Genomic DNA, 22118 nt, shown 5'->3' with positions numbered 1-22118 from the left:
AGGCATGCCTCTTCCGCAATTGCTGCGGTAAGAAGCATGCCTTATGCTGTTCAGTGACGAAACGCGACATCCGCCCACTGGCGAACGGCGAGCGACGGAGCGATATCGTACTCCTCCTTGAGCATGGAACGGAGCTGATCGTACTTCAGCTTGGCCATACCCAGGTCGCCGTTATCCGCATGGAATTGCATAATCATGAAATACAGCTCTTCCGAGAAAGGGAACTTCTGTTCCATCATCTCGTAAGTTTCCAACGTTTCTCTGCGATAGCCCAACGTACGCCACATTTCGCTTACCGCGTGGGCATGCTTGTACCAAATATCGCGCAGCCTTTTCCTCTCGTTCTCGGCCCATGCGTAATCCGTCTCCGACAAATAATCTCCTTCGTAGCTCTGCAGCCAGGAGAGGTGCTCGGCCGCCGTCTCGGGGGAGAGCTCGGGCAGCGACAGACGGCTGTTCTCCCATTCCTGAACGTCGTACCGGTTGTTGCCCAGATCGAGATAGTAGTCGCTTCCGCTGTTCGTCAGCCGAATCGTGAGACCTGCGGCCTCGATGGATTTGCGGATCTGGTACACCGTCGTGTACAGCTGCGTGAACGCCTTCTTGTACTCCGTGTCCGGCCAGAGCAGGTCCAGCAAAATATCTTTGCGAACCGGCTGGTTGCGCTTGTACACCATATAGGCGAACAGCTCTTGCGCACGGACGGTGCGCCACGAGAACGGTTCCGCCTTGCCGTATTCGATGTTTAATCTGCTAAAGCAGCTGACCGTGGCAACGGGGGCCTCGTTCTCGCGCGCGCGGGACGGAGTTCTTTGCTTCAACCGACTGATCGTATGGGCTAGTCTGCCGGCGTTAATCGGCTTAAGGACGTAATCCAGAGCGGCAAGCTCGAACGCCTTGATTGCGTATTCGTGGTAAGCGGTCACGAATACAATCTCGATCTCGTCGCTGATCTTATGAATCCGCTCGGCGGCTTCCAGACCGGAAATCTCGGGCATGTCGATATCGAGGAAAGCGACATCGGGACGCAGCTCCCCGATCCGCCGCAGAGCGTCCGCCGCGTTCTGGAACTTGCCTGCGATCTCGATGCCGCCGATTTTCTCCAACTGTCTCTCCAGGTCTTTCAGCGCCAGTCCTTCATCATCTACAAGAATTGCTTTCATAAGGCACCATAATCTCCTAATCGGTATGCGTCGGTAATAAGCCGCCGATAGGGTTCGTCCGGCCTATTTCTATTATATCGGCATTTGGGCGCGCGAAAATAAGTCGATTAGCGAGCTGCTGGCTCGATTTGCAAAAGTCCGCAGCCGACCGCGTTTTTGCCGCCCGGAATTCGCAGCGCCGCTTGCTTCAGTCTACGGGCGACTTCGGTGGCGGTGAGCTTGGGACGAACGCCTCGGAGGAGGGCGGCGGCTCCGGTTACGTGCGGAGCGGACATCGAAGTTCCCGACTCCCTGCGGTATGTGCCGTGCAGCCATGTGGACAGAATGCTGACCCCCGGAGCGGATATGTCGATGCCGCGTCCCCGGCTGGAGAAGCTGGCCGCGCGATTGGCGCGCGTGGTGGCGGCTACCGCGATCGTCTCCGGATAGCGGGCCGGCGCGTCGATCTGCGGGAAGGCGGTGCCGCTGTTGCCCGCGGAAGCGACGATGACCGCGCCGCGGCGCCGGGCTTGCCGGATCGCGTTTCTGAGCAAGGCGCTATCGGCGGCCAGACCGAAGCTCATATTCAAAATTCGAATGCCCCTCGCCAGGCACCATTCGATTCCTTCAATGATGTCCGAGATAAAGCCGGAACCGTTCTCGTCAAGCACTTTGACGGCGTACAGCTCGACTCTGGGCGCGACTCCGTAAATTCTTCTTCGGCCGGTCGCAGCCGCAATTCCGGCTACGTGGGTGCCGTGGCCGTTGTCGTCGGCGTAAGATTTGCCCGTTATCGTATTCACGCCGCCGGCGATGGCGAGATCGGGATGGCGAGCGATTCCGGTATCGAGAATCGCGATCTTGATCGAGGCGCCGGAATTCGAAGCGGGCCATACCGGCGGAGCTTTGACGCGATTGACGTTCCAGGGGATGCGGCTCTTGACGACGGCCGACAGGCCCGGCAGCTTGGGGCTGCCCAGGCCATGGGCTTTGACTTTGCGATCCCGCTCGACGAGGGCGATGCGGGGATGGCTTCGCAGCTGTTTCCAATCGGCGCCCTTGTCGCCATGGCAGCAGATCATCCGCATCGAGTCGACCTTTTTCACCGGCCGAATGCCCGCCGCGGAGAGATGCTTGAGGCAGCTGTGATAGTCCTGCGACCGGCGGAACACGATGTTCCTCCGTTCCGTGCGGGATGTCGGTGTGCGCTTCACCGTCTGGCTGAGTTGCTTGGCCAATGGCTTCATCGGATGTCCTTCCTCCTGGGCGGATCATAACCGTACTCATGATCGTATTCTGTAGTAGGGTATGGAAGATTCGCACAGGAGGTGCATTGGGCCTCGCGCACATATTTTCTAAGGGCGGGGAGATTGTAAAAGGGAAGGACGAGACTGCGTGCGGGGAGGAACGAGCATGATTGTCGGATTGCCCAAAGAGATCAAGAAGCAGGAATATCGCGTTGCGCTTACGCCTGCCGGCTGCGAGATGGTCGTGAAGCAGGGTCACGGAGTCGTCGTTCAGCAGCAAGCGGGCGAAGGAAGCGGCTTTGCCGATTCCGAATATGCGGCGGCCGGGGCGCGGCTGGTCGGAAGCGCGCAGGAGGTATGGTCGGCCGCGGATCTGATCGTGAAGGTCAAGGAGCCGTTGCCGGAAGAATTCGCCTTCTTTCGTGAAGATCAAATTGTGTTTACTTATTTGCATCTGGCCGCCGCGCCGGATCTGGCCCATGCGCTCGCGGATCGGAAGGTAACTGCGATCGCGTACGAGACGATTCAAGCGCCGAACGGAAGTCTCCCGCTGCTCACGCCGATGAGCGAAGTGGCCGGGCGGATGTCGGTTCAGGAAGGCGCGAAATATTTGGAGGCGTTCCAGGGCGGCCGGGGCGTGCTGCTCGGCGGAGTACCGGGTGTGCCTCCCGCTGAGGTCATTATCATCGGCGGGGGCATCGTCGGGACGAATGCGGCCAAGATGGCGCTCGGCCTCGGAGCCGAAGTCGTCGTCCTGGAGAAAAGCGCAGATCGGATGCGTTATCTGGACGACGTGTTCCAAGGACGGCTGCGCACGCTTACGAGCAACCCTTATAATATCGCCAATGCGGTTCGCAAAGCCGATCTTCTGATCGGAGCCGTGCTTGTACCTGGCGCAAGGGCGCCGCGGCTCGTCACGGAGGAAATGGTGAAGACGATGAAAAAGGGCGCCGTCATCGTCGACGTAGCCGTCGATCAAGGGGGATCGATCGCGACGATCGACCGGGCGACGACGCACCAAGACCCGATCTACGAAAAACACGGCGTTATTCATTATGCGGTCGCGAACATGCCCGGGGCCGTTCCCCGAACTTCGACGCTGGCGCTTACGAACGTTACGATCGATTACGTTCTGCAGCTGACGCACAGAGGGTTCGAAGATACGGTGAAGAGCAACCCGATGCTGGCGCTCGGAGTGAATGCGTACCGCGGGGCGATCACACATCCGCAGGTGGCGGAAGCCGTGGGGCTTCCTTATACGAAGCTGGAAAGCTTGTGGTGACAGGCATGAACGTCTCCCCTTCTTCATACGGTTGAGTATGGGCAAGGACAAGAAGGGGAGATGAGGAATGAAAGGTCCATTGGAGAGATGGTGGGAGCGATTGCAGTTTACGCTCCTTTTTCTCGCGCTTGCGGTGGTCGTTCACGGTTTCTTCGGATGGTTTCACGGCTGGCTCGATCCGGATGATCCATATAAGATCCCCGAGGGCAAGGCGTTCAAAGTATTCATGACGGGCGAAGGAAGCGACCCGGACGTTTCCCCGGGAGATCGACTGCGATTGTTTTATTGGTTGGGGGAATAGGTTCGGAAGGAAATGCGCGGTCGCGCGTGGAATGTAAATGAAGTCCGGATGTTGACGGACGAGGTCCAGAGCAAGAGAAAGGAATTCGTCATGGAATTAAGGAGCCTGCTGAACGCTTATCTCGTGTACTTGAAGGAGGAGCGGGGCGTCTCCCGCGGAACGGAACAAAGCTATCTTGGCGATCTGTCCGACTTCCTGAACTTTCTGGACAGACAGCGCGCGGGTCTCGCGGCCGAATTAAGAGCGGCCCATCTGACCGCATACGTGAATGAAATGCGCGCCAAAGGCAGATCATCGGCCACGATCGCCCGCCGCATTGCCGCGCTTCGCTCTTTTTGCAAGTATCTCGTGCTTAAGCGTATCGTCGATATCGATCCGGCGATGCAACTGGAAGCGCCCAAGGCGGAGAAGAAAGCGCCGAAAACGATTCGATCCGGAGAATTGGACAAGCTGCTGGAACTGCCGGATGTCAGCCAGCCTTTGGGAATTCGGGACAAGGCGATGCTGGAGCTGCTGTACGCGACCGGCTTGCGGGTGTCGGAGCTTGCGTCTTTGGATGCGGAGCACGTTAGACTGGACATGGGATTTTTGCTATGCTTAGGATCGGGCGGCCGGGAAAGAATGGTGCCGGTGGGAGCGAGCGGAAACCACTGGGTGTCGAAATACGTACTAGAGGTTAGGCCGAATTTGCTTGAGCCGGGCAGGAGCGAGGATGCGCTGTTTCTTAATCAGCAGGGATCGCGCTTGACCCGCCAGGGAATCTGGAAAATATTGAAGAACTACGCCGGCAAGATAGGGATGGATGCGTCTCCGCAGGCGCTTCGCGGCTCGTTCGCTTCGCATCTGCTGGAGAATGGCGCCGATCTGCGAGCGGTGCAAGAGATGCTGGGAGTATCGAGCGCGGCTGCGCTGCAGCCTTACTTGTCCGCTGCTAAGCCGAGACTTACCGAGGTGTATGAACGCAATCATCCCCGCGCGGGGACGAAGCCCGGAGTTTGAAGGCGATATTTGTTTGGGAAAAGAGGAATCGAGGCATGACTTTTAAACGGATTACGGTTATTGTACTGGACAGCGTAGGCATCGGAGAGCTGCCGGATGCCGCGCAATACGGAGATACGGGGGCGCATACGCTCGGTCACATTATCGAGAGAGTGCCAGAGCTGGAACTTCCGAACCTGCGCAAGCTGGGACTCGGCAACATCGCTACGCTAGGAACTTGGCAGCCGGAATCCGCGCCGAGCGGATACTTCGGCAAGATGGCCGAGGTTTCGGTCGGCAAGGATACGATGACCGGTCATTGGGAGCTGGCGGGACTGCGCATCGACAAACCGTTCCGCACGTTTCCCGACGGCTTTCCCGCCGCTCTGATCCGCCAATTCGAGGACGAGACGGGCAGGTCCGTCATCGGCAACAAGCCGGCGTCGGGCACGGAGATTCTCGACGAGCTGGGCGCCGAGCAGATGAGAAGCGGCTCCTGGATCGTCTATACCTCGGCGGACAGCGTCTTCCAACTGGCGGCTCACGAAGACGTCATCCCTTTGGAAGAGCTGTACAACGCATGCCGGGTGGCGCGCAGGCTGACGATGAAGGATGAATTTTCGGTCGGCAGAGTCATTGCCCGGCCTTACCTAGGCGGACCTGGAGCGTTCAAGCGGACATCCAACCGCCACGATTACGCGGTGAAGCCTCCGCATCCGACGGTGCTTAACGCCCTGAAAGCCGGGGGAGTGGATGTGGTGTCCGTCGGAAAAATCAACGATATTTTCAGCGGCGAAGGCATCGCGAGAGCGACGTCGACAAAGAGCAACGCGCACGGCATCGAAGTGACGATCCAGGAGCTTAAGAAAGAATTCGGCGGCTTCGTTTTTACCAATCTGGTCGATTTCGATTCGCTGTACGGGCACCGGCGCGATCCGGAAGGTTACGGGCGGGCGCTTGAGGAGTTCGATCGCGCGCTCCCGGATATTATGGCGGCGATGAAGGACAGCGATTTGCTGCTGATCACGGCCGATCACGGCAATGATCCCATTCATGCCGGTACGGATCATACCCGGGAATACGTGCCGCTGCTGGCATGGAGCCCGAGCTTGACCGGAGCGGGACAACTGGCGGATCGGGCCACGTTCGCCGATGTCGCAGCCACCGTCGCGGACAACTTCGGGATCGAATTCAAGACGCACGGTTCCAGCTTTCTTCCGCTGTTGAAGTAACCGATGGATATAGAGGAGAGGTTAATGCTATGCAAGCGATAACGAAAACGATGATCGAAGAAGCGGCGGCGTTCATCCGCAGAACGACGGACGTGCGCCCGGAAATTGGCTTGATTCTCGGCTCAGGTTTAGGGGTTCTTGGGGACGAGTTGGAAGATGCGGTTACGATTCCGTACGAGGATATTCCTCATTTCCCGGTCTCGACGGTAGAAGGCCATGCGGGAGAATTGCTGATCGGCAAGCTGCAGGGCTGCAACGTCATGCTGATGCGCGGTCGATTCCATATGTACGAAGGCTACGAGCCGGAGCGTACGGCGTTGCCCGTCCGGGTCATGAAGGCGCTGGGCGTGCAGAAGCTGCTCGTGACGAACGCGGCCGGGGGCATCAATCTGGATTTCGCGGCGGGCAATTTGATGCTCATCTCCGACCACATTAACTTGACGGGCAAAAATCCGTTGATCGGTCCGAACGACAACGCGCTCGGCGTCCGGTTCCCGGACATGTCCGAAGCGTACAGCAGAAGACTGCGCGGCATCGCTCAAGAGACGGCCAAGGAGCTTGGCTTCGAACTTAAAGAGGGCGTATACGTCGGATTGCTCGGCCCGAACTACGAGACGCCGGCCGAGATCCGCATGCTGCGTACGCTAGGAGCAGACGCCGTGGGCATGTCCACCGTATCCGAAGTGATCGTCGCCCGGCATTCCGGCATCGAAGTGCTCGGCATTTCGTGCATCAGCAACGCGGCGGCGGGCATCCTGGATCAGCCGCTCTCGCACGAAGAGGTTATGGAGACGACCGAGCGGGTGAAGGAACAGTTCTTATCGCTCGTTCTGTCGGTCCTTCCGAAAATGTAATAACGGCAAACCAAAAAGGAGCCCGCCCCTCGGGGGGCGGCTCCTTCGTTATGTGAAGGGATTATTTAAGAATATGCCTCTTGAGTACGTGGATATCGTGGTCGTGCTGGGTCGACTTGTCCATGAGATAGAGGATGGAGTCGTTGAAGTGAGAGTGCCCGGTTTCTATTCTTTCTAGACGGTCGTTCACTCTAGTCATCTCTTGCTTCACTTCGTGTACTTCTTGCTTCACTTCGCGTATTTCTTGCTTCAGTCCACTAACTTCCTTCTTTACACCGTTCATCTCTTGCTGTAATCCGCTCACCTCTTGTTTTGTACCGGTGAGCTCCAGCTTCATCTCAGCCATATCCTTGCGCATCTCATGCTGTTCGCTCAGAACCTTCCCCACCATGCCGATTAGCTGCCCCATCATATCCTCGAGCCTAGCCAGACGTTCTTCGGACATTAGTAGACCCCTCTCGCAATTGATTTACTAATATTAGCAAACATGTGTTCGGATGTCAAGATTCGAGAACTTTTTCAGAAGTTGTTCAGGCGACATTGCTAATATTCAGCTATGCGCTTTTTTTGCATGCGGAAAACCGGGGGAGACCGAGTCATTTTGAGCGACAGAGGAGTCCGGATGCAATTGCAACACTTATTATAGAGAGGAAGGATTTTGTGAGAGTTAGCAGAGTAAGAGTGAGCAAAGCAAGAGCTCGACAAGCCAAGCAGAAGCTGGCGATCTTCGTTGCGCTCGCTTTGGTTCTTCAGTTGGCGACGCAGTTGTTCGTGGCTCCATCTTCGCATGCGGCGGGGGAAGTCATCTCGGGCAATCTGATCGAGAGTGCCCAAGTTTACGATCAAGTTCCTTTGATTGGCGAAGACGGAATGGCAATTCCGCAGGGTAATCCGATTCAGAGCGTGGAGCACGATGTCAACAATAGCGTTGCCATCATTTTGGATTGGGAATTACCGATGGGTCATTCCTACAGCGACGGAGCAACCTACACTTTTTCGCTGCCTAGCATTTTTACGGTTCCCAGTCCGATCCCTGGAACGTTGTCCGGCAATGTGGGTACCTTTGTCGTGAATACGGACCGCACGGTTACATTTACTTTCGGCAATAGCGGCGAGAGTATTAATGGCGGTCAAGGCTATGAAGGCAGCTTCTACGTCTGGCTGAAATTTGATGAGGGGCAGCTAAATGACGGCCTCGAATACAATATTGACTTCAGCGCAGTCGGACAAGCCACCATACCGGTGACGTTCGCCAATACCACTGAGGACAAATTGGTAAAGACCGGTACTGCCAACAAAGGCGGATTCAATTCCGACGTTATCGACTGGGTTGTAGAGTTCAATCAGCAGAAAAACACGATTACGAACGCCACGCTCAACGATACGCTGGGAGGCTCGACAAGCGGCTTGACCCTTCTGGGCGATATCGAGGTTTACGAGCTTAAAGTCCAACCGGACGGTTCAATCGTCAAAGTGAACCCGGGGACGCCGCAAACGTTTGCCGCATTCCCGATCAATCTGGGAACTACTGACAAGGCTTACCAGGTCGAGTACAAGACGAGTGTCGAAGCTCCGATCGTCGCGCCGTTCACCAGATCGTTTACCAATTTGGTGGAGTTGACGGGAAACGATATCACGACGAAAACGGATACCAAGACGGTGACGATTCGTTTTAACGAACCTTTGAACAAGAGAGCCGTCAATAACGGCTACGATTCCGCGAACCAAACGATCACATGGAAAATCGAATACAACTACAACCAGCAGACGATTGCACAGGTCGATGCGGTCATCCTGGACGAGTTCGATCCGGCCAACGGAATTCAGCAGAGCGTCGTTCATACCGATCTTAAAGTTTACGAGGTGACGATCGACAGCAACGGCAACGGCACTCCCAGCGCTACGCCGATCGATTCGAGTCTTTATACGGTGACTTCCGTAGGCACCGATTACAAGGGCGGCTTCCGGTTACAGTTTAACGGTGATGTAGATAAGGCGTACGACATCGTCTACAAAACCAAGGCCGAACAGCGTGTCTATCCCGCTACGAACAAGACGGTCAAAAACAAGGTAACCATCTACGACAATATGTTCAAGGAAGGCACTGCAAGCTATCAGGAAGTTATTTTCGCCAAATCCGTAGCCCAAGAGGATTTCAATCAAAAGAAAATCCAATGGAGACTTGTCGTTAACCATGACAAGAAACCGATGACCGACATTGTCATCTTGGATACGTATCTGAACCGCCATATGGAGTTGGATGCCCAAACGGTCAAGGTGAAGAAAAACTCTGATGCCGTTGTTGACATTGCCGACAGCGCCGAGTTCGAGCTGGTCGAGGAGAACCCGGTTGTTGCCGTAGCCGACAATCCTGGTGATTACAAGAAAGGCTTCATTATCCGGCTTAAGCCGGGCGTGACGATTACCGATCGTTACGAATTCACATTCACGACGAGTTTCGATCCTACGGCGGGCATGCCTGACGACAATCAGTACCTGAATACGGCCAAGATCGATTGGAGCGAACCGGGTCAAGTGACGCCGCAAACTCCGATTACGAAAACCGCACAAGTCACAGCCCAAGAGAACACTGTAAATAATGGAAATAAGACAGGTGCCTATAACGCCAAAGACAAAACGATTCGTTGGACGATCGACGTTAACTACAATCTCTTCGATATCCAAGAAGCGATAATCAAAGATAACTTCCAGGCGAATTCGCCTCAAGCGAACTTGGAATTCGTCGCGGGATCGCTTAAGGTTTTCAAACTGAACCTGAACACGGCTAACAATACGTATACCGTCAGTCCAACGGCTGAAACGCTGTTGCCCGATCAATTTTCCCTTAACGGCGACGGCAAAGGCTTCGTGCTGAACCTTGGCCCTATCGGCAAACAAGCCTATCGTGTTCAGTACGAGACGAGCGTTGGCGGTCAGTATCCGGTAACGGGCACCTACTCGAACCAAGCGACGCTTCAGGACAGCGATACGGGGCCGATTATCTTTAACCGGTCGGCGACGGTAACGCCGAAACACGGCGGTGACTATCTGCACAAGTCCGGCAGACAAGTCGGACAGACCGATAAAGCGATTTGGACGGTCATCGTGAATCCGAGCCAATCCTACATCGCGGCGAATTCCGTGCTCGAAGACACCTTGACCGATAATCAAATTCTGTTCGGCGATACGATCAAGGTGTACAAGACGAATCTTCCGACGGACAACTCGGGCAACATTCCGAAGGGCGATCCTCTGGAAACTTCGAAGTATGCCGTGGCCGTGACGGAAAACACGTTCACCGTTACATTCCATGAGGCTCTGGATACCGCGTACATCGTCGAGTACGAGTCGTATATCAATGCGGATCACAATGACCGGATCGGCAATGACGCGCATTATATGGGGCAATCGGTGGCGGTTAAAGAAGACAATCAGGAAGGCTTTGTCGTGAAGCTTGCCGACGCGGGCGGCGGAGCGGCTACAGACATCGGGAAACTGAAAATTGTTAAAGTCGACGACGAGAACAAACCGCTCGCGGGCGTCGAATTCGAGCTCTGGAACGCCGCCGGCACCCAATTGCTGGAGGAACTGACGACGAGTGTGAACGGAGAAGTCGAAACGCTTCGGAAGTACCGCTTCAACGGGACGTCCGGAATTCCGTACATTCTGAAGGAAGTATCGGCTCCAAGCGGTTATCTCGTAGATCCGGCATACGGCACGCCTAGCGGACAAACCATTCATTTCAAAGGTCCGTCCGAACCGATCCAGATCGTTAACGAGGTCATTCGCCAAGGCTTCGAGCTTGTGAAGGAAGACTCGGTTACGGGTGAGAAGCTCTCGGGAGCCAAGTTCGAATTGAGGGATTCGAGCAACACGGTCATTGACGACAACTTGGTTTCGGGAACGGATGGAAGACTAGGCAAAGGCAATCTTCCCGCGGGCAGCTACACGCTGATCGAGACAGAAGCGCCGTTGTTCTACACGCTCGATCCGACGCCGATTCCAATTACGATTGTCGCCAATCAGACTCAAATCGTTCAGCTTGCTCATCCTAACGTAAGAGGAGCGGGCGGAGCGTTGACCGTCACGAAAGTGAATGCCAAGGATCCGGATAATCTGAAGCTTGAAGGCGTAGAATTCGAATTGTGGAACGACGATAACGTCCTTGTGGCTACGAAGACGACGGACGTGAACGGAGTTGTCGAGTTTACAAACTTGCCTTACGGCTTGTATACGCTGGTGGAAACGAAAGCGGACGGATTCGTCATCGAACATCCGAATACGAACGTATCCATCCATCAGTCGAATACTTCGATTATCATCGAAAACAAGGAACACATTCGCTCGGTCAAACTGACGAAGTTCAATGCGAGCAAATCCTTGTTGCTTAGTGGAGCGGTGTTCGATCTGTGGCGCTTTACGGGAAGCTTCGATCTTCAAGGCAATGAAATCTATGAACGCGTTACGGGAATCGCTCCGGCTCTGCTGACGACTGACGTCAACGGGGAATTGTTCTTGGATAATCTCGATCCTAATAAATATCGGTTAATCGAAGTCAAGGCGCCTTACGACTATTATCTGAACACCGATCCGGTAGAATTCGAGATTACGACGACTCAAACGGCTACCGTTCTCGTAGAAAAAACAAATCAGAGAATCCCAAGCTCGGGCGGAGGTTGGACGCCTGATCCGGGACCGTCGGAGACGCCTAAGCCTACAGAAGAGCCGAAACCTACCGAGCCTGAACCAACGATAGATCCGGAGCCGTCGGAGACGCCGGAACCTTCCGAGACTCCTGAGCCGAGCAAGCCGGGAGAGAAGGTAGAAGAGAAAACGACGAATGACAAGCCGGTGGAAGGAAAAACGGAAGTTCCCGAAGGCGGCAAAGTCAGAATCGGAGAAGAGCCGGAGCATGGTACGGTGACGATCACGCCGGATGGCAAATGGAAGTATACGCCTGACAAAGACTATAAAGGCAAAGACTCCTTCACCATCATCGTGACCGATCCGGAAGGCAATGAACAGGAAATTCTCGTCGAGATCGACGTGGACGACGTTCCGCGCGGCGGGGTAGACGCCGGAGGCCAAACTCCGGGCAAAACATTGCCGAAAACCGGGGAAAACAGCCCACTGCCGCTTCAGCTTGCAGGCTTGGCGCTCATTGTCGCTGGTGTGCTGTTCCTGAATCGCAATAGAATCTCCCTTATAAAGAAAAAATAGATAATAGAGATAATATCTACTAAACCTGCCGGTTTTCCGGCAGGTTTTTCCTTGCTTTTTCGACGAGAAACCGCTATAATTTACCTATAAAAGCAAGCTCGATAACGGCAAACCTGTCGAAAGACAGCGACGCAAAGCTAGAGGGTCTTCCCTTCCGTCGGAAGGATGACAGCCAGCTACCGAAGGACTAGGCTTTTTTTGTTTTATTCGGACAAGCTTCACGATAAAGGCAAACCTGCCGAAAGGCAGCGACGCAAAGCTAGAGGGCCTTCTCTTCTGCGAGGAATGGCAGCCAGCTACCGAAAGGAGTTTAGGACTATGCTTAAATCAGCTAGATTGTTGTTGGCGCTTCTTGTTCTCTTCGCTTCGATTCCGGCTATTGCATCGGCAAGCACGGGAGCGGGCAAAGCTGCGCTGGATACGTCCGGACTGGACAAAGGCGTGATCGGCATTCGCCTGGCGAACAAGACGACAGTGGACATGAAGGCGAAAATATCGAAGGGCAGTTCCAGCTATACTTATACGTTGAAGGCATCAACCGACGGGCAGACAGTATGGCTGCCGTTGCAGATGGGGAACGGGCAATATGAGATCGCGGTGCTCGAGCATGTCACCGGGAATAAGTATCGTGTGAATCTGGCGGAGAAGGTCAACGTAACCGTAACGAAGACGTCAGACGTTTTCTTGAACTCCACGCAAGGCATCGCATGGCAGGACGCCGACAAGGCGCTGGCCAAGGCCAAGGAGTTGACGGCGGGCGCTGCGACCGACGAACAGAAGGCGAAAGCAATCTACGAATATATTATTCGCAACGTAAGCTATGATAAAGAGTTGGCCCGCAAGGTGACTTCGGATTACGTTCCCGACATTGACGGCACTTTGGCTTCGGGCAAGGCGATCTGCTACGGCTACGCTACGCTCTATGCGGCCATGCTGAGAAGCGCAGGTATTCCGGCCAAGCTGGCGATGGGCACGACGAACTTGGTCGACGAGTACCATGCTTGGAACGAGGTATACTTGAACGGAAAATGGGTCATCGTGGACACGACTGTGGACGCGGGATTAAGCAAGGGCGATAAGAAGGTGGCGTTCGGCAAGAAGGCAAGCGATTATTCGGCAGTCAAATACTATTAATCGGATATCGAAACGGCCAGAATCTATTCACGATTCTGGCCGTTTTTCGTATTTACAGCTATAACAGCTTGCGCGAAAGGCGGGATTTCATCCCTGATCCTCGATTTTCTCGGCATGAACGATAAGCCGGTGAGTCGGATTCACCAACGGATCACAGGTGATCAAAGTAAGAACGGCTTTGTCTCCATCGCTCTTCAGCACGGATAGATCGGTTGGAAGGACGACTTTAATGTCCGTTACCCGGTAGGAGACGCTGCTGTTTCTCATTCGGACGTCGATCCTGTCGCCGATCTCCATCTCGTCAAGACGATTGAACATCCGGCCCTTCGTACGAGCCCGATGGGCGGCCACGGCCGCGTTGCCGATCTCGCCAAGCGGCGCCGTCTCCGTCATATGGGCGGCTCCGACCTTCATGTTTTTCGCAGTTGCTCCTTCGAGAATCGGCAGCTTCAGATCGATCTTGTCGATCTGAATGATGGCGATCGTTTTGTCGTCCATAGGCTCCTGCGATTGCTCGGAAGCGGCGATAGGGGACGCTTCCGTCCCCGCCCGTTCGAGACCGGCGTCGAGGAGTTCGGAGAGCCGGACGTATTCCGATTGAAGAGAGTAGGAGCTGGCCGGATCGACGGGCGATAGAGACTGCTCAAGCTCGTTCAAAAGCTTTTGCTGTTCCCGGTCGTGGACGTGTTCGCGAACGAAAGGAAAGACCAGCAGAATCAGCCCTGCGGCTATCAAAGCATAGGAAGCGATTTTGACGGACAGCTTTCCCTGCGGTTTCATAGATTTACCAACTTCCTTTATCTATACATGATTCTTTCAACCATGAAATAATAAACTATTGGTCTGAACAAAAACTGTACAACGAGTTTGAATTGTTCTTAATCAAAAAGCTGAAAAAGTTTAGAAAATGTTCAGTCAAACATGATAGAATAGCAAAAGACAGAAAAGTAGTTCTTTATCCCTAAAACTGGGTATTTTGATCTATGCGTGGAAGCTGTTCTATGAAAGGTTTGGTTATATGGAGAAATATGCAGAACGTAAAGTGAGCGGATTACCTGCGAAAGCATTGCTGATTGCGATAACCGTCTCTCTGCTGGCAGGTTGCGGGATATTCGGCGGCGGACGGAACGAGGGAAAATCTGCATCCGCAACGCCGCCGATTGAGCGGTATAACGGGCCGATGAGCAAGGTTGTGCCTTACGTGTACACGGCGAAAAAGGAGCTGTCCCTTACGTTCAACGGGATGAGCGATGGCGTTACGATGGGAAAGCTGCTGGATGAGCTGGACAAGTACGGAATCAAAGCGACCTTTTTTCTGCCGGGGATACGCGTGGCCGAGGAACCGGATATTGCCAAGTTGATCGTTGCCAGAGGACATGAAGTAGAAAGTAATACTTTGAATCGTCTGGATATGTCCAAGCTCAGTTACGAGCAGGTGTATAAGGAAATCCGTCTCAGCAACGAGATTATCGAGAGAGAGACGGGGATTGCTCCGCGTTATGTCCGTACGCGATCGGGCGATTATACCGACGATGTCAGATTGGCAGCGGCCCACAACGGAATGGAATCCGTTGTCGTCTACAGCTTATTTCTGCATAACTGGCAAAAAGAGAGCGGCGAGCAGAGAGACCTGTACATCAGGAAGTACATTACCCGAGGCGGGATTATCTCTATAGACACGGAAGAAAATACGGATCTCGTAGAGGACATAGCGATCGTGGCGCATGCCGCGAAGGAGGTCGGCTACGACTTCATACCGCTGGGACGGATGATCGAGCACGGCGGGGAACGAAAACCGCTTGAGCAAATCGAGGGCTATGACGCGGTTCGGATTAATCCGAATTACGAGGACGCAAAATATAATTTGATATACGACGTAGTCACGGACGAGAAAAAAATCGCTCTGACCTTCGACGATTGGGGAACCGATTATACGGTTACTAAAATATTGGACATTTTGGCCCAGTACGATGTTAAAGCGACGTTTTTCTTGCGGGCGAAAGGCACGGAAGCCAATCCGAACCTGGCAAGGGCGATGGTAGAGGAAGGGCATGACGTCGCCAACCATACGTATACTCATCCGGTCATCACGACGCTGACGCCCGAGCAATTGCAGGAGGATGTCGTCAAAGCCCACCAAGTGATTACGGAAGCGATCCAGCAGAAACCGACGATGCTGTTCCGTCCTCCTACCGGAGAGATTGACGACAAGAGCGCGAAAATCGTCTCCGCTATCGGTTATCCGGAGATCGCTCTCTACGACGTAACGACATTCGATTGGGATATAAGGAATAGCGCGGAAGATATCGTGAACAAGATTATGGAGAAAACGGAGAACGGAAGCGTCATTCTGCTTCATATGCTTGACGACATTCACACGGTCGAGGCGCTTCCCGTCGCTATCGAACGTCTGCAGAAATCGGGCTTCACCTTTGTCAAAATGGCGGATTTAATCGGGTTGCAGGAGTAGAAGGAGTATGGGAGAGAACTTCATGGGGATATATGAAAGACTATTGGAAAGGCTCGAACCCATTGCGGTAATCGGACTGGGCTATGTTGGTTTGCCGCTTGCTCTCGCTTTTGCGAAAAAAGTGAATGTGATCGGATTCGACGTAAACGAGAAAAAGATTGAAGGATACCGGAACGGAATAGACGCGACTGGCGATGTTGGCAACGCGGCGGTCAGAAACAGCGAGGTGTCGTTTACCTCGGATACTTCAAAGCTTGACGACGTGCGGTTCTATATCGTGTCCGTACCGACGCCGATTCGCAGCGGCAACATTCCCGACTTGACTTACGTCGAGAATGCTAGCCGGATTGTCGGGCAGAGGCTTAGTAAGGGAGCGATCGTCGTCTTCGAATCCACTGTATATCCAGGGGTAACCGAAGAGGTATGCGTTCCGATTCTGGAGGCGGAATCCGGTCTGCGCTGCGGGGAGGATTTCAAAGTCGGCTATTCACCCGAGCGAATCAACCCGGGGGATAAGGTTCATCGCTTGGAAAATATCGTGAAAATCGTATCGGGAATGGACGAGGAGACGCTCGAGACGATTGCCCAAGTGTACGGGCTTATCATCGAAGCCGGGGTGTATCGAGCTGAGAGCATTAAAGTGGCGGAAGCCGCCAAAGTGATAGAAAATGCGCAGCGCGATATTAATATTGCCTTCATGAACGAACTGGCAATGCTGTTTAAGCAAATGGACATTCCGACTAAAGCCGTGCTGGAGGCAGCCGCGACCAAGTGGAACTTTATGCCTTTTAAGCCGGGGTTGGTCGGAGGACACTGCATCGGCATCGATCCTTATTATTTGACTTACAAAGCTGAAGACACGGGTTATCGTTCCCGCATTATTCTTGCCGGCCGACATATCAACGAAGGAATGGGAAGCTTCATTGCCCAGAGCATCGTCAAGACGCTGGCGAGGTTGAAGGTCGATGTCTCCAGTGCCCGAATCGGGTTTATAGGATTTGCATATAAGGAAGATTGTTCAGACATTCGCAATACGAAAGTGATCGATGTTATTCGTGAACTGCAAGATTACGGAGTAGCGCCGCTCATAGCGGACCCGGTAGTCGATCGGCATCAGGTGTATGAGGAATACGGGATTGAACTGTCCGACTTGGGAGATTTACAGCAGCTAGACGTTGTGGTCGTTGCCGTGCCGCATAGCGGCCTGGCCTCGATGACCGCAGGCGATTTCAAAGCTATGTTCGCGTCGGACGGGAACAAACCGAAAGTAATGATCGACATTAAAGGAGCGTTCGACAAAGCGGATTTTGAGAGAAACGGATTCCATTATTGGAGTCTGTAGCATTAGTCTCGCGGATTGGAGACGGCAAAAGTGTTTAAAAAGAAACCGAAGAAAAACGTCGAAGAAATATTGACCGTACCAAAAGGGGACAGGCGGACGTTAGCTTACGTGCCGGACCCCGATAAACTCCGCGTATCGACCGATCGCAGAGGTCTCAAAGTCGAAGAGGGCGGAGCGGCGACGGAGGGGAACATTCACGAGAAGCTGCGCATGCTCAGCCTTCGTTATGTTGCGGAATTCGAAGTGCTGATCGTTCCGGCCAGAAAGCGGAAAAATAGGGGCATCAAGGGGATTTCCGTAGATATTTCTTCAACGGGGATTTTGGTTGCGGTCGACTTGCCCGAGGATAGAATCAAAGTGGGAAGCAGCGTCAACATTCGCTTCCGCATTCCTCCCGGAGCGATGCCGGAAGGTTTTGAATCGAACGTCAACACGCAGGCGACAGCCGTAAGAACGTTCGTCAGGGAGCAGGATGGACAAGAGCGGACGATGGTCGCTTTCGAATTCGACAAACCGTTGACCGAGTATTTTCAGAAGAAACGCTGGGGATATTCCGTCTATATGGCCAGCAGCCTTCTACTCTGTACGGCTTTGTTCGTTATGCTCATGCGCGCGGAAAGCTTGATCTATTTCAAATACAACTCGCTGCTTTACACGTACAGTATCATTGCCGCCGCTTTCCTGCTGTCCAGATACTTGTTCGGTTCGCTGTATCGGGACGTTCCCATCAACCCCTCCTACACGCCTGGCGTTACGATCATTATCCCTTGCTTTAACGAAGAGCAGTGGATCCATCGCACCATTCTGAGCTGCGTGAATCAGGACTATCCGGCCCACAAGCTGGAGGTCATCGTGGTGGACGATCGTTCGACCGACAATTCGCCACAGCGTATTCGCGATACGATCGAGTTGATCCACAACGAAGCCGAACGCTTCGGGACTAGAGACAGAGTGAAGATGCTCCTGCTTGAAGAGAACGGGGGCAAGCGGGTAGCGCTAGTCAAAGGCGTTGAGATGGCGAAGCATAATCTGGTCGTTTTCGTAGATTCCGACAGCTTTCTTGAGCCGACCGCGATTCGGCATCTCGTTCAACCTTTCCAAGATCGGAAGGTTGGTGGCGTGGCCGGGAGAACGGATGTAGAAAATAAATTTACCAACTCTATTACCAAGCTTCAGACCGTCCGGTACTACATCGCTTTCCGGATCATGAAAGCGGCCGAGTCCTGGTTCGATAGCGTGACCTGTCTGTCCGGTCCGCTGTCTTGCTACCGCAAGGAACTGGTGATGAAGCATTCCGATGCATGGTTGAACCAGAAGTTTCTCGGACAGCCGGCCACGTTCGGCGACGACCGAAGCATGACCAACTTCATTTTGCGGACTCATCGTACAACCTACCAGGACAAGGCCATCTGCTCGACGGTCGTTCCTTCCGACATGGGAGTATTTTTGAAGCAGCAGATGAGGTGGAAACGTTCGTGGCTGAGGGAGTCTCTTCGCGCATGTGCGTTTATTTGGCGCAAGGAACCGTTCATGGCGCTTTTCTTCCTCGTAGGTCTGATCGTGCCGATTGCCGCTCCTGTGATCGTTGTGTACAACTTGATCTATGTTCCATTATTCCATCGCGTGTTCCCGGGGACATTTCTTATGGGATTGCTGATGATGGCGATGTTTATGAGTTTGGCGCATCTGTTCTTCCGTAAGAGCAAGCTGTGGATTTTCGGAATCGTGTTTTGCTTGTTCTATGAATTCGTGCTGCTCTGGCAGATGCCGGTAGCTTGGGTCACATTCTGGAAGTCGACGTGGGGAACGAGAGAAACTCCCCAGGATATCGAGGCCAGGAACAAGAAGGAGGCCCGCAAGCAAAAAAGAAACATGCGGAAACCCGGACTGCCGTTCTAACCAGAAGAGACATTCCGTTTCAGTAAGGAGAAGCAAAGATGAGGAATAAGTATCGCGATCCCTTCCTCGACATTCGGAAAAAAGATCGGAGCAAATGGATCAAGACCGTGATTCAGCTTGCGGTGCTGATCGTTGTTGGTTATATTCTGTTTCACGCGCTTGTCGACGTCGAGAAGTTCGCGGAGCCGGATCGCAGCGAATGGACTTCGGATAAAGGTTTTGTCGCTCTATCCTACTTCGGAGTCAGCCGTTCAGGAACGCCGAAGCTGATCTCGAAGGAGGAACTGAACAAGCATCTTAAGGCGCTTAAGGATCAGGGTTTTATCGCTATATCTCAACAGGACGTGCTCGACTATTACCGGGAGGGCAAGAAGCTTCCGGACAAGGCGCTGTTTTTGTCCTTCGAGGACGGGCGCAACGATTCCTCGCTGTTCGCCCAGCCGCTGCTTGAGAAGTATAATTTCAAGGCGACATTCCTTTCGTATGCGAACAAGATGGGCAACGGAGATCGCAAGTTCCTTCAGCCGAAGGATATGAAGAAAATGATCAAGAACGGTTACTGGGAGCTTGGCAGCAACGGGTACCGGCTAACCTACATCAACATTTTCGACAGCGAAGGAAACTTCATCGGCGTGAAAGACGAGAACGAACTGCGGAATAAAATGAAAATCGATTATTACAACCATTATCTGATGGATTTCTTGAGAGACGTCGACATGATTCCGATCGAGACGCGAAGCGAGATGGAAGCGCGGATCTCTGAAGACTATCGGTTGATGGAAGAGATCTATACAGATCAGCTAGGCTTCGTTCCGAACGTATATATGATCATGCATGCGAACGCGTTGGGAGCAGGGATGAACCGTCTCGTAACGGATGCCAACAATGCCGAAATCCAGCGGATTTTTAAGATGCATTTTAACCGAGAGGGCGTTTCCTTTAACGGGAAGGACGACGAACCGTACAATTTGACGCGTGTGCAGCCGGCTTCTTATTGGTATACCAACCATCTGCTTATGAAAATAAGCAAGGATACCGGTCAGGAGATGAAGTTTCTGACCGGAGATGCGGAACGCGCGAAAGATTGGACGCTGGTAAGCGGAGCCGCCGAGTTTATCGACAATCGCATTGCTTTGACCTCGGAGCCGTCTTCGCCCGGAACTCTTGTGCTTAACGGCAGCCGAGATTATCGAGATCTGGAGCTTGAGGCGACTTTGGCGGGCAACGTCGTCGGTCGGCAGTCGATCTATGTCAGGTACGACAGGGAGCGGGATTCGTTCGTCCGGATATCGTTGGATAATAATGTTCTGACGATTGAGCAGAAGAAAGCCGGACAAGAGATCGAGAAGCTGGTACAATCGGAACTGGACGAGATCGATTGGAAGGAAACGGAACTAGCCCTCAACAAGGCGACTATCTATTCGAAGGCTCAGACATCCGAGATCGACTTGACGGAAGAGACTCAGTACCCGGTCAATATCGCAGGCAAGAGGAAACTTGTCGTATCGTTGCACGGCAGCGAGCTTCGCGTGACGGTAGATGGAGAAGTCAGAACGCTGGACGCCCAAGTAGACGATGGAATATCGTCGGGGGCAGTTGCGCTCGAATCGGAATACAACGTACAGAACGAACGGGACGACATTTACGACGGCGTTTTCGACGATGTTCAGATCAAGGGTTTATACAGCAATAAAGATACCGGAATAAAAAAATGGGTCGGGAAAATAGAAAGATATTTTCATACAACCGTCGATTGGATGATTGAGACGTTCTGATCGGCCGATACAGAAAGGAGTGCGATACTTGAACAGGACTCGTTCGCGCAAACGCAATCGCCGCAATCGCACCGTCGTCCTCTATGTATTCGCAGGGCTGTTCGCTCTCTCCGCTGGTCTGCTCTATTGTTTTAAACAAGACGTGTTCGGAGCGGCAACCAAGCCCCAAATAACGGAATATAAAACGGAGAGATCTGCTTGGCTGGCGGATTGGCGTTGGGAAGCCGGCATGGAGCAATTGGGGGGCGTCGCGGGTGGATTGACCAGCCTGCAAGTGTTTGCCGCCTATTTCGACGAATCCGATCGGCTGCTGTTCACGGAAGAATTCCGAGAGGCGCTGCCCAAGATCAAGCAGGAAGCTGAACGCAACGGCATGGACAGGCTTTTTTTGACCCTGGTAAACGACATCAAGTATGAGAGCGGAAGCGACGTGCAGAAGGACGCCGACTTAGTCTCGAGACTGGTTAAAGATTATTCGAGCCGCAACCGGCATATTAACGAAATCATTGCTGTCCTCGAGACGTACGGGTTATCCGGCGCGGAGCTTGATTACGAGAGAATAGGGGATCGGGACTGGCCTAACTTCGTGCAGTTGATTCGCGAGCTGCATGCCCGGATGAGCGCGAAAGGCAAAGAGCTCAGAGTCGTGTTCGAGCCGCGCGCGCCGTTAGAGCGGCTGGACCTGCCCGAAGGCCCGGTATACGTCATGATGGCGTATAACTTGTACGGCAGTCATAGCGGGCCGGGACCGAAGGCTGACGATGCGTTCGTGCGCAAGCTGGCCGCGCAGATGAAAGACGTATCGGCCAAGTCTTATATCGCGTTGTCGTCGGGAGGCTTCGATTGGCACGGAGGAACGGGCAAGGCAACCGGAATTACCGAGCGGCAGGCGGCTGAGCTTGCGCGCAGCGCAGCGGCTGCTCCCGTACGGGATAAGGCTAGCGGCGCGCTGAACTTCGAGTATACGGATTCGGGCGGCGCCAAGCATAAAGTCTGGTATGCCGACGGGGCGACGTTGTCCCAATGGATTCAAGCCGCCAAGTCCAAAGGTATTTATAATATCGCCGTGTGGAGACTCGACGAGCTTGGAGCGGAGTCTCTCGAGCAGCTTCGAAGCTCCGGTTCCAATCTAATCGAATAAAATAGACGTCCGCCAAGAAGAGTAACTCTCTTCTTGGCGTTTTTTCGTTTACAATCATACGCGTCGGATGGAATATATTTCATCACCGAAGGACAGACTAA

At 53.6% G+C, this 22118-nt stretch carries 16 protein-coding genes and 2 riboswitches; of the genes, 12 read left to right on the top strand and 4 right to left on the bottom strand.

All coding sequences use genetic code 11. The features are described 5' to 3' along the window. Positions 1 to 50 precede the first annotated feature (50 nt). Both B0G52_RS07190 and B0G52_RS07185 read right to left on the bottom strand, forming a co-directional pair. Positions 51 to 1163 (bottom strand): response regulator, encoded by a 1113-nt coding sequence (locus B0G52_RS07190; RefSeq protein ID WP_094042837.1) that lies wholly within the window; start codon positions 1161 to 1163, stop codon positions 51 to 53. Positions 1164 to 1270: 107 nt separating this feature from the next. Further along, positions 1271 to 2389, bottom strand: coding sequence for a S8 family peptidase (locus B0G52_RS07185; protein WP_094042836.1), 1119 nt, complete (start codon positions 2387 to 2389; stop codon positions 1271 to 1273). 166 nt (positions 2390 to 2555) lie between these two features. Here B0G52_RS07185 and ald point away from each other — a divergent pair, with 166 nt between their 5' ends. The 5 genes from ald (at position 2556) to B0G52_RS07160 (ending at position 7036) form a co-directional block, all read left to right on the top strand. Next, entirely contained in the window at positions 2556 to 3671 is a 1116-nt protein-coding gene (gene ald / locus B0G52_RS07180; RefSeq protein ID WP_094042835.1) for an alanine dehydrogenase, read from the top strand. A 67-nt stretch (positions 3672 to 3738) separates the two neighbouring features. Next, positions 3739 to 3972, top strand: coding sequence for a DUF4227 family protein (locus tag B0G52_RS07175; RefSeq protein ID WP_094042834.1), 234 nt, complete (start codon positions 3739 to 3741; stop codon positions 3970 to 3972). 90 nt (positions 3973 to 4062) lie between these two features. Continuing rightward, positions 4063 to 4971, top strand: a complete 909-nt coding sequence (locus tag B0G52_RS07170; protein ID WP_158223615.1) for a tyrosine recombinase — start codon at positions 4063 to 4065, stop codon at positions 4969 to 4971. 35 nt (positions 4972 to 5006) lie between these two features. Further along, the gene (locus B0G52_RS07165) at positions 5007 to 6182 is read left to right on the top strand and encodes a phosphopentomutase (RefSeq protein WP_094042832.1); all 1176 of its coding nucleotides are present in this window, start codon (positions 5007 to 5009) and stop codon (positions 6180 to 6182) included. Between the two features lie 29 nt (positions 6183 to 6211). Then, complete coding sequence (locus B0G52_RS07160) at positions 6212 to 7036, top strand: purine-nucleoside phosphorylase (protein ID WP_094042831.1); 825 nt, start codon at positions 6212 to 6214, stop codon at positions 7034 to 7036. Between the two features lie 61 nt (positions 7037 to 7097). On the opposite strand, the gene B0G52_RS07155 is transcribed toward B0G52_RS07160, so the two are convergent. After that, a complete protein-coding gene (locus B0G52_RS07155; RefSeq protein ID WP_094042830.1) occupies positions 7098 to 7481 on the bottom strand; it encodes a hypothetical protein in 384 nt (127 codons plus the stop codon). Positions 7482 to 7717: 236 nt separating this feature from the next. On the opposite strand from B0G52_RS07155, the gene B0G52_RS07150 reads away from it, so the two are divergent. Together B0G52_RS07150 and B0G52_RS07145 are read left to right on the top strand one after the other, a co-directional pair. Next, the gene (locus B0G52_RS07150; RefSeq protein WP_094042829.1) at positions 7718 to 12256 is read left to right on the top strand and encodes a SpaA isopeptide-forming pilin-related protein; all 4539 of its coding nucleotides are present in this window, start codon (positions 7718 to 7720) and stop codon (positions 12254 to 12256) included. A 96-nt stretch (positions 12257 to 12352) separates the two neighbouring features. Beyond that, positions 12353 to 12440, top strand: a riboswitch (cyclic di-GMP riboswitch). A 34-nt stretch (positions 12441 to 12474) separates the two neighbouring features. After that, positions 12475 to 12560: riboswitch (cyclic di-GMP riboswitch) on the top strand. A 14-nt stretch (positions 12561 to 12574) separates the two neighbouring features. Then, on the top strand, positions 12575 to 13390 hold the full coding sequence (locus B0G52_RS07145; RefSeq protein WP_094042828.1) for a transglutaminase-like domain-containing protein: 816 nt from the start codon (positions 12575 to 12577) through the stop codon (positions 13388 to 13390). Between the two features lie 87 nt (positions 13391 to 13477). Here the strand turns inward: B0G52_RS07145 and B0G52_RS07140 are convergent, their stop codons facing one another. Continuing rightward, positions 13478 to 14170, bottom strand: a complete 693-nt coding sequence (locus B0G52_RS07140) for a class D sortase (RefSeq protein WP_094042827.1) — start codon at positions 14168 to 14170, stop codon at positions 13478 to 13480. 262 nt (positions 14171 to 14432) lie between these two features. Between B0G52_RS07140 and B0G52_RS07135 the strand changes: the two genes are divergently transcribed. From B0G52_RS07135 to B0G52_RS07115, 5 genes are read left to right on the top strand one after another with little or no spacing between them, the layout of a single operon-like run. After that, positions 14433 to 15860 (top strand): polysaccharide deacetylase family protein, encoded by a 1428-nt coding sequence (locus B0G52_RS07135; RefSeq protein WP_369827021.1) that lies wholly within the window; start codon positions 14433 to 14435, stop codon positions 15858 to 15860. A gap of 22 nt (positions 15861 to 15882) precedes the next feature. Further along, positions 15883 to 17202 carry a nucleotide sugar dehydrogenase gene (locus B0G52_RS07130; protein ID WP_094042888.1) on the top strand — a complete coding sequence of 440 codons (1320 nt, stop codon included), beginning with the start codon at positions 15883 to 15885 and terminating at the stop codon, positions 17200 to 17202. Positions 17203 to 17232: 30 nt separating this feature from the next. Further along, entirely contained in the window at positions 17233 to 19101 is a 1869-nt protein-coding gene (locus B0G52_RS07125) for a glycosyltransferase family 2 protein (protein WP_233162440.1), read from the top strand. Positions 19102 to 19139: 38 nt separating this feature from the next. Continuing rightward, the gene (locus B0G52_RS07120) at positions 19140 to 20876 is read left to right on the top strand and encodes a polysaccharide deacetylase family protein (protein ID WP_094042824.1); all 1737 of its coding nucleotides are present in this window, start codon (positions 19140 to 19142) and stop codon (positions 20874 to 20876) included. Positions 20877 to 20904: 28 nt separating this feature from the next. Continuing rightward, positions 20905 to 22017, top strand: a complete 1113-nt coding sequence (locus tag B0G52_RS07115) for a glycosyl hydrolase family 18 protein (RefSeq protein WP_094042823.1) — start codon at positions 20905 to 20907, stop codon at positions 22015 to 22017. Positions 22018 to 22118: the final 101 nt, after the last annotated feature.

Origin of the sequence: Cohnella sp. SGD-V74, from assembly GCF_003001675.1 — a bacterium.
Classification (GTDB): Bacteria; Bacillota; Bacilli; order Paenibacillales; family Paenibacillaceae; genus Cohnella.
Note: the sequence above shows the minus strand (reverse complement) of the source record. Positions and strands in the feature narration are given on the sequence as shown.

What these genes read in the sequence shown, in the direction of transcription:
- B0G52_RS07190 (WP_094042837.1), bottom strand. Translation starts at nt 1,163, where the DNA reads ATGAAAGCAATTCTTGTAGATGATGAAGGACTGGCGCTGAAAGACCTG.
- B0G52_RS07185 (WP_094042836.1), bottom strand. Translation starts at nt 2,389, where the DNA reads ATGAAGCCATTGGCCAAGCAACTCAGCCAGACGGTGAAGCGCACACCG.
- ald (WP_094042835.1), top strand. Translation starts at nt 2,556, where the DNA reads ATGATTGTCGGATTGCCCAAAGAGATCAAGAAGCAGGAATATCGCGTT.
- B0G52_RS07175 (WP_094042834.1), top strand. Translation starts at nt 3,739, where the DNA reads ATGAAAGGTCCATTGGAGAGATGGTGGGAGCGATTGCAGTTTACGCTC.
- B0G52_RS07170 (WP_158223615.1), top strand. Translation starts at nt 4,063, where the DNA reads ATGGAATTAAGGAGCCTGCTGAACGCTTATCTCGTGTACTTGAAGGAG.
- B0G52_RS07165 (WP_094042832.1), top strand. Translation starts at nt 5,007, where the DNA reads ATGACTTTTAAACGGATTACGGTTATTGTACTGGACAGCGTAGGCATC.
- B0G52_RS07160 (WP_094042831.1), top strand. Translation starts at nt 6,212, where the DNA reads ATGCAAGCGATAACGAAAACGATGATCGAAGAAGCGGCGGCGTTCATC.
- B0G52_RS07155 (WP_094042830.1), bottom strand. Translation starts at nt 7,481, where the DNA reads ATGTCCGAAGAACGTCTGGCTAGGCTCGAGGATATGATGGGGCAGCTA.
- B0G52_RS07145 (WP_094042828.1), top strand. Translation starts at nt 12,575, where the DNA reads ATGCTTAAATCAGCTAGATTGTTGTTGGCGCTTCTTGTTCTCTTCGCT.
- B0G52_RS07140 (WP_094042827.1), bottom strand. Translation starts at nt 14,170, where the DNA reads ATGAAACCGCAGGGAAAGCTGTCCGTCAAAATCGCTTCCTATGCTTTG.
- B0G52_RS07130 (WP_094042888.1), top strand. Translation starts at nt 15,883, where the DNA reads ATGGGGATATATGAAAGACTATTGGAAAGGCTCGAACCCATTGCGGTA.
- B0G52_RS07120 (WP_094042824.1), top strand. Translation starts at nt 19,140, where the DNA reads ATGAGGAATAAGTATCGCGATCCCTTCCTCGACATTCGGAAAAAAGAT.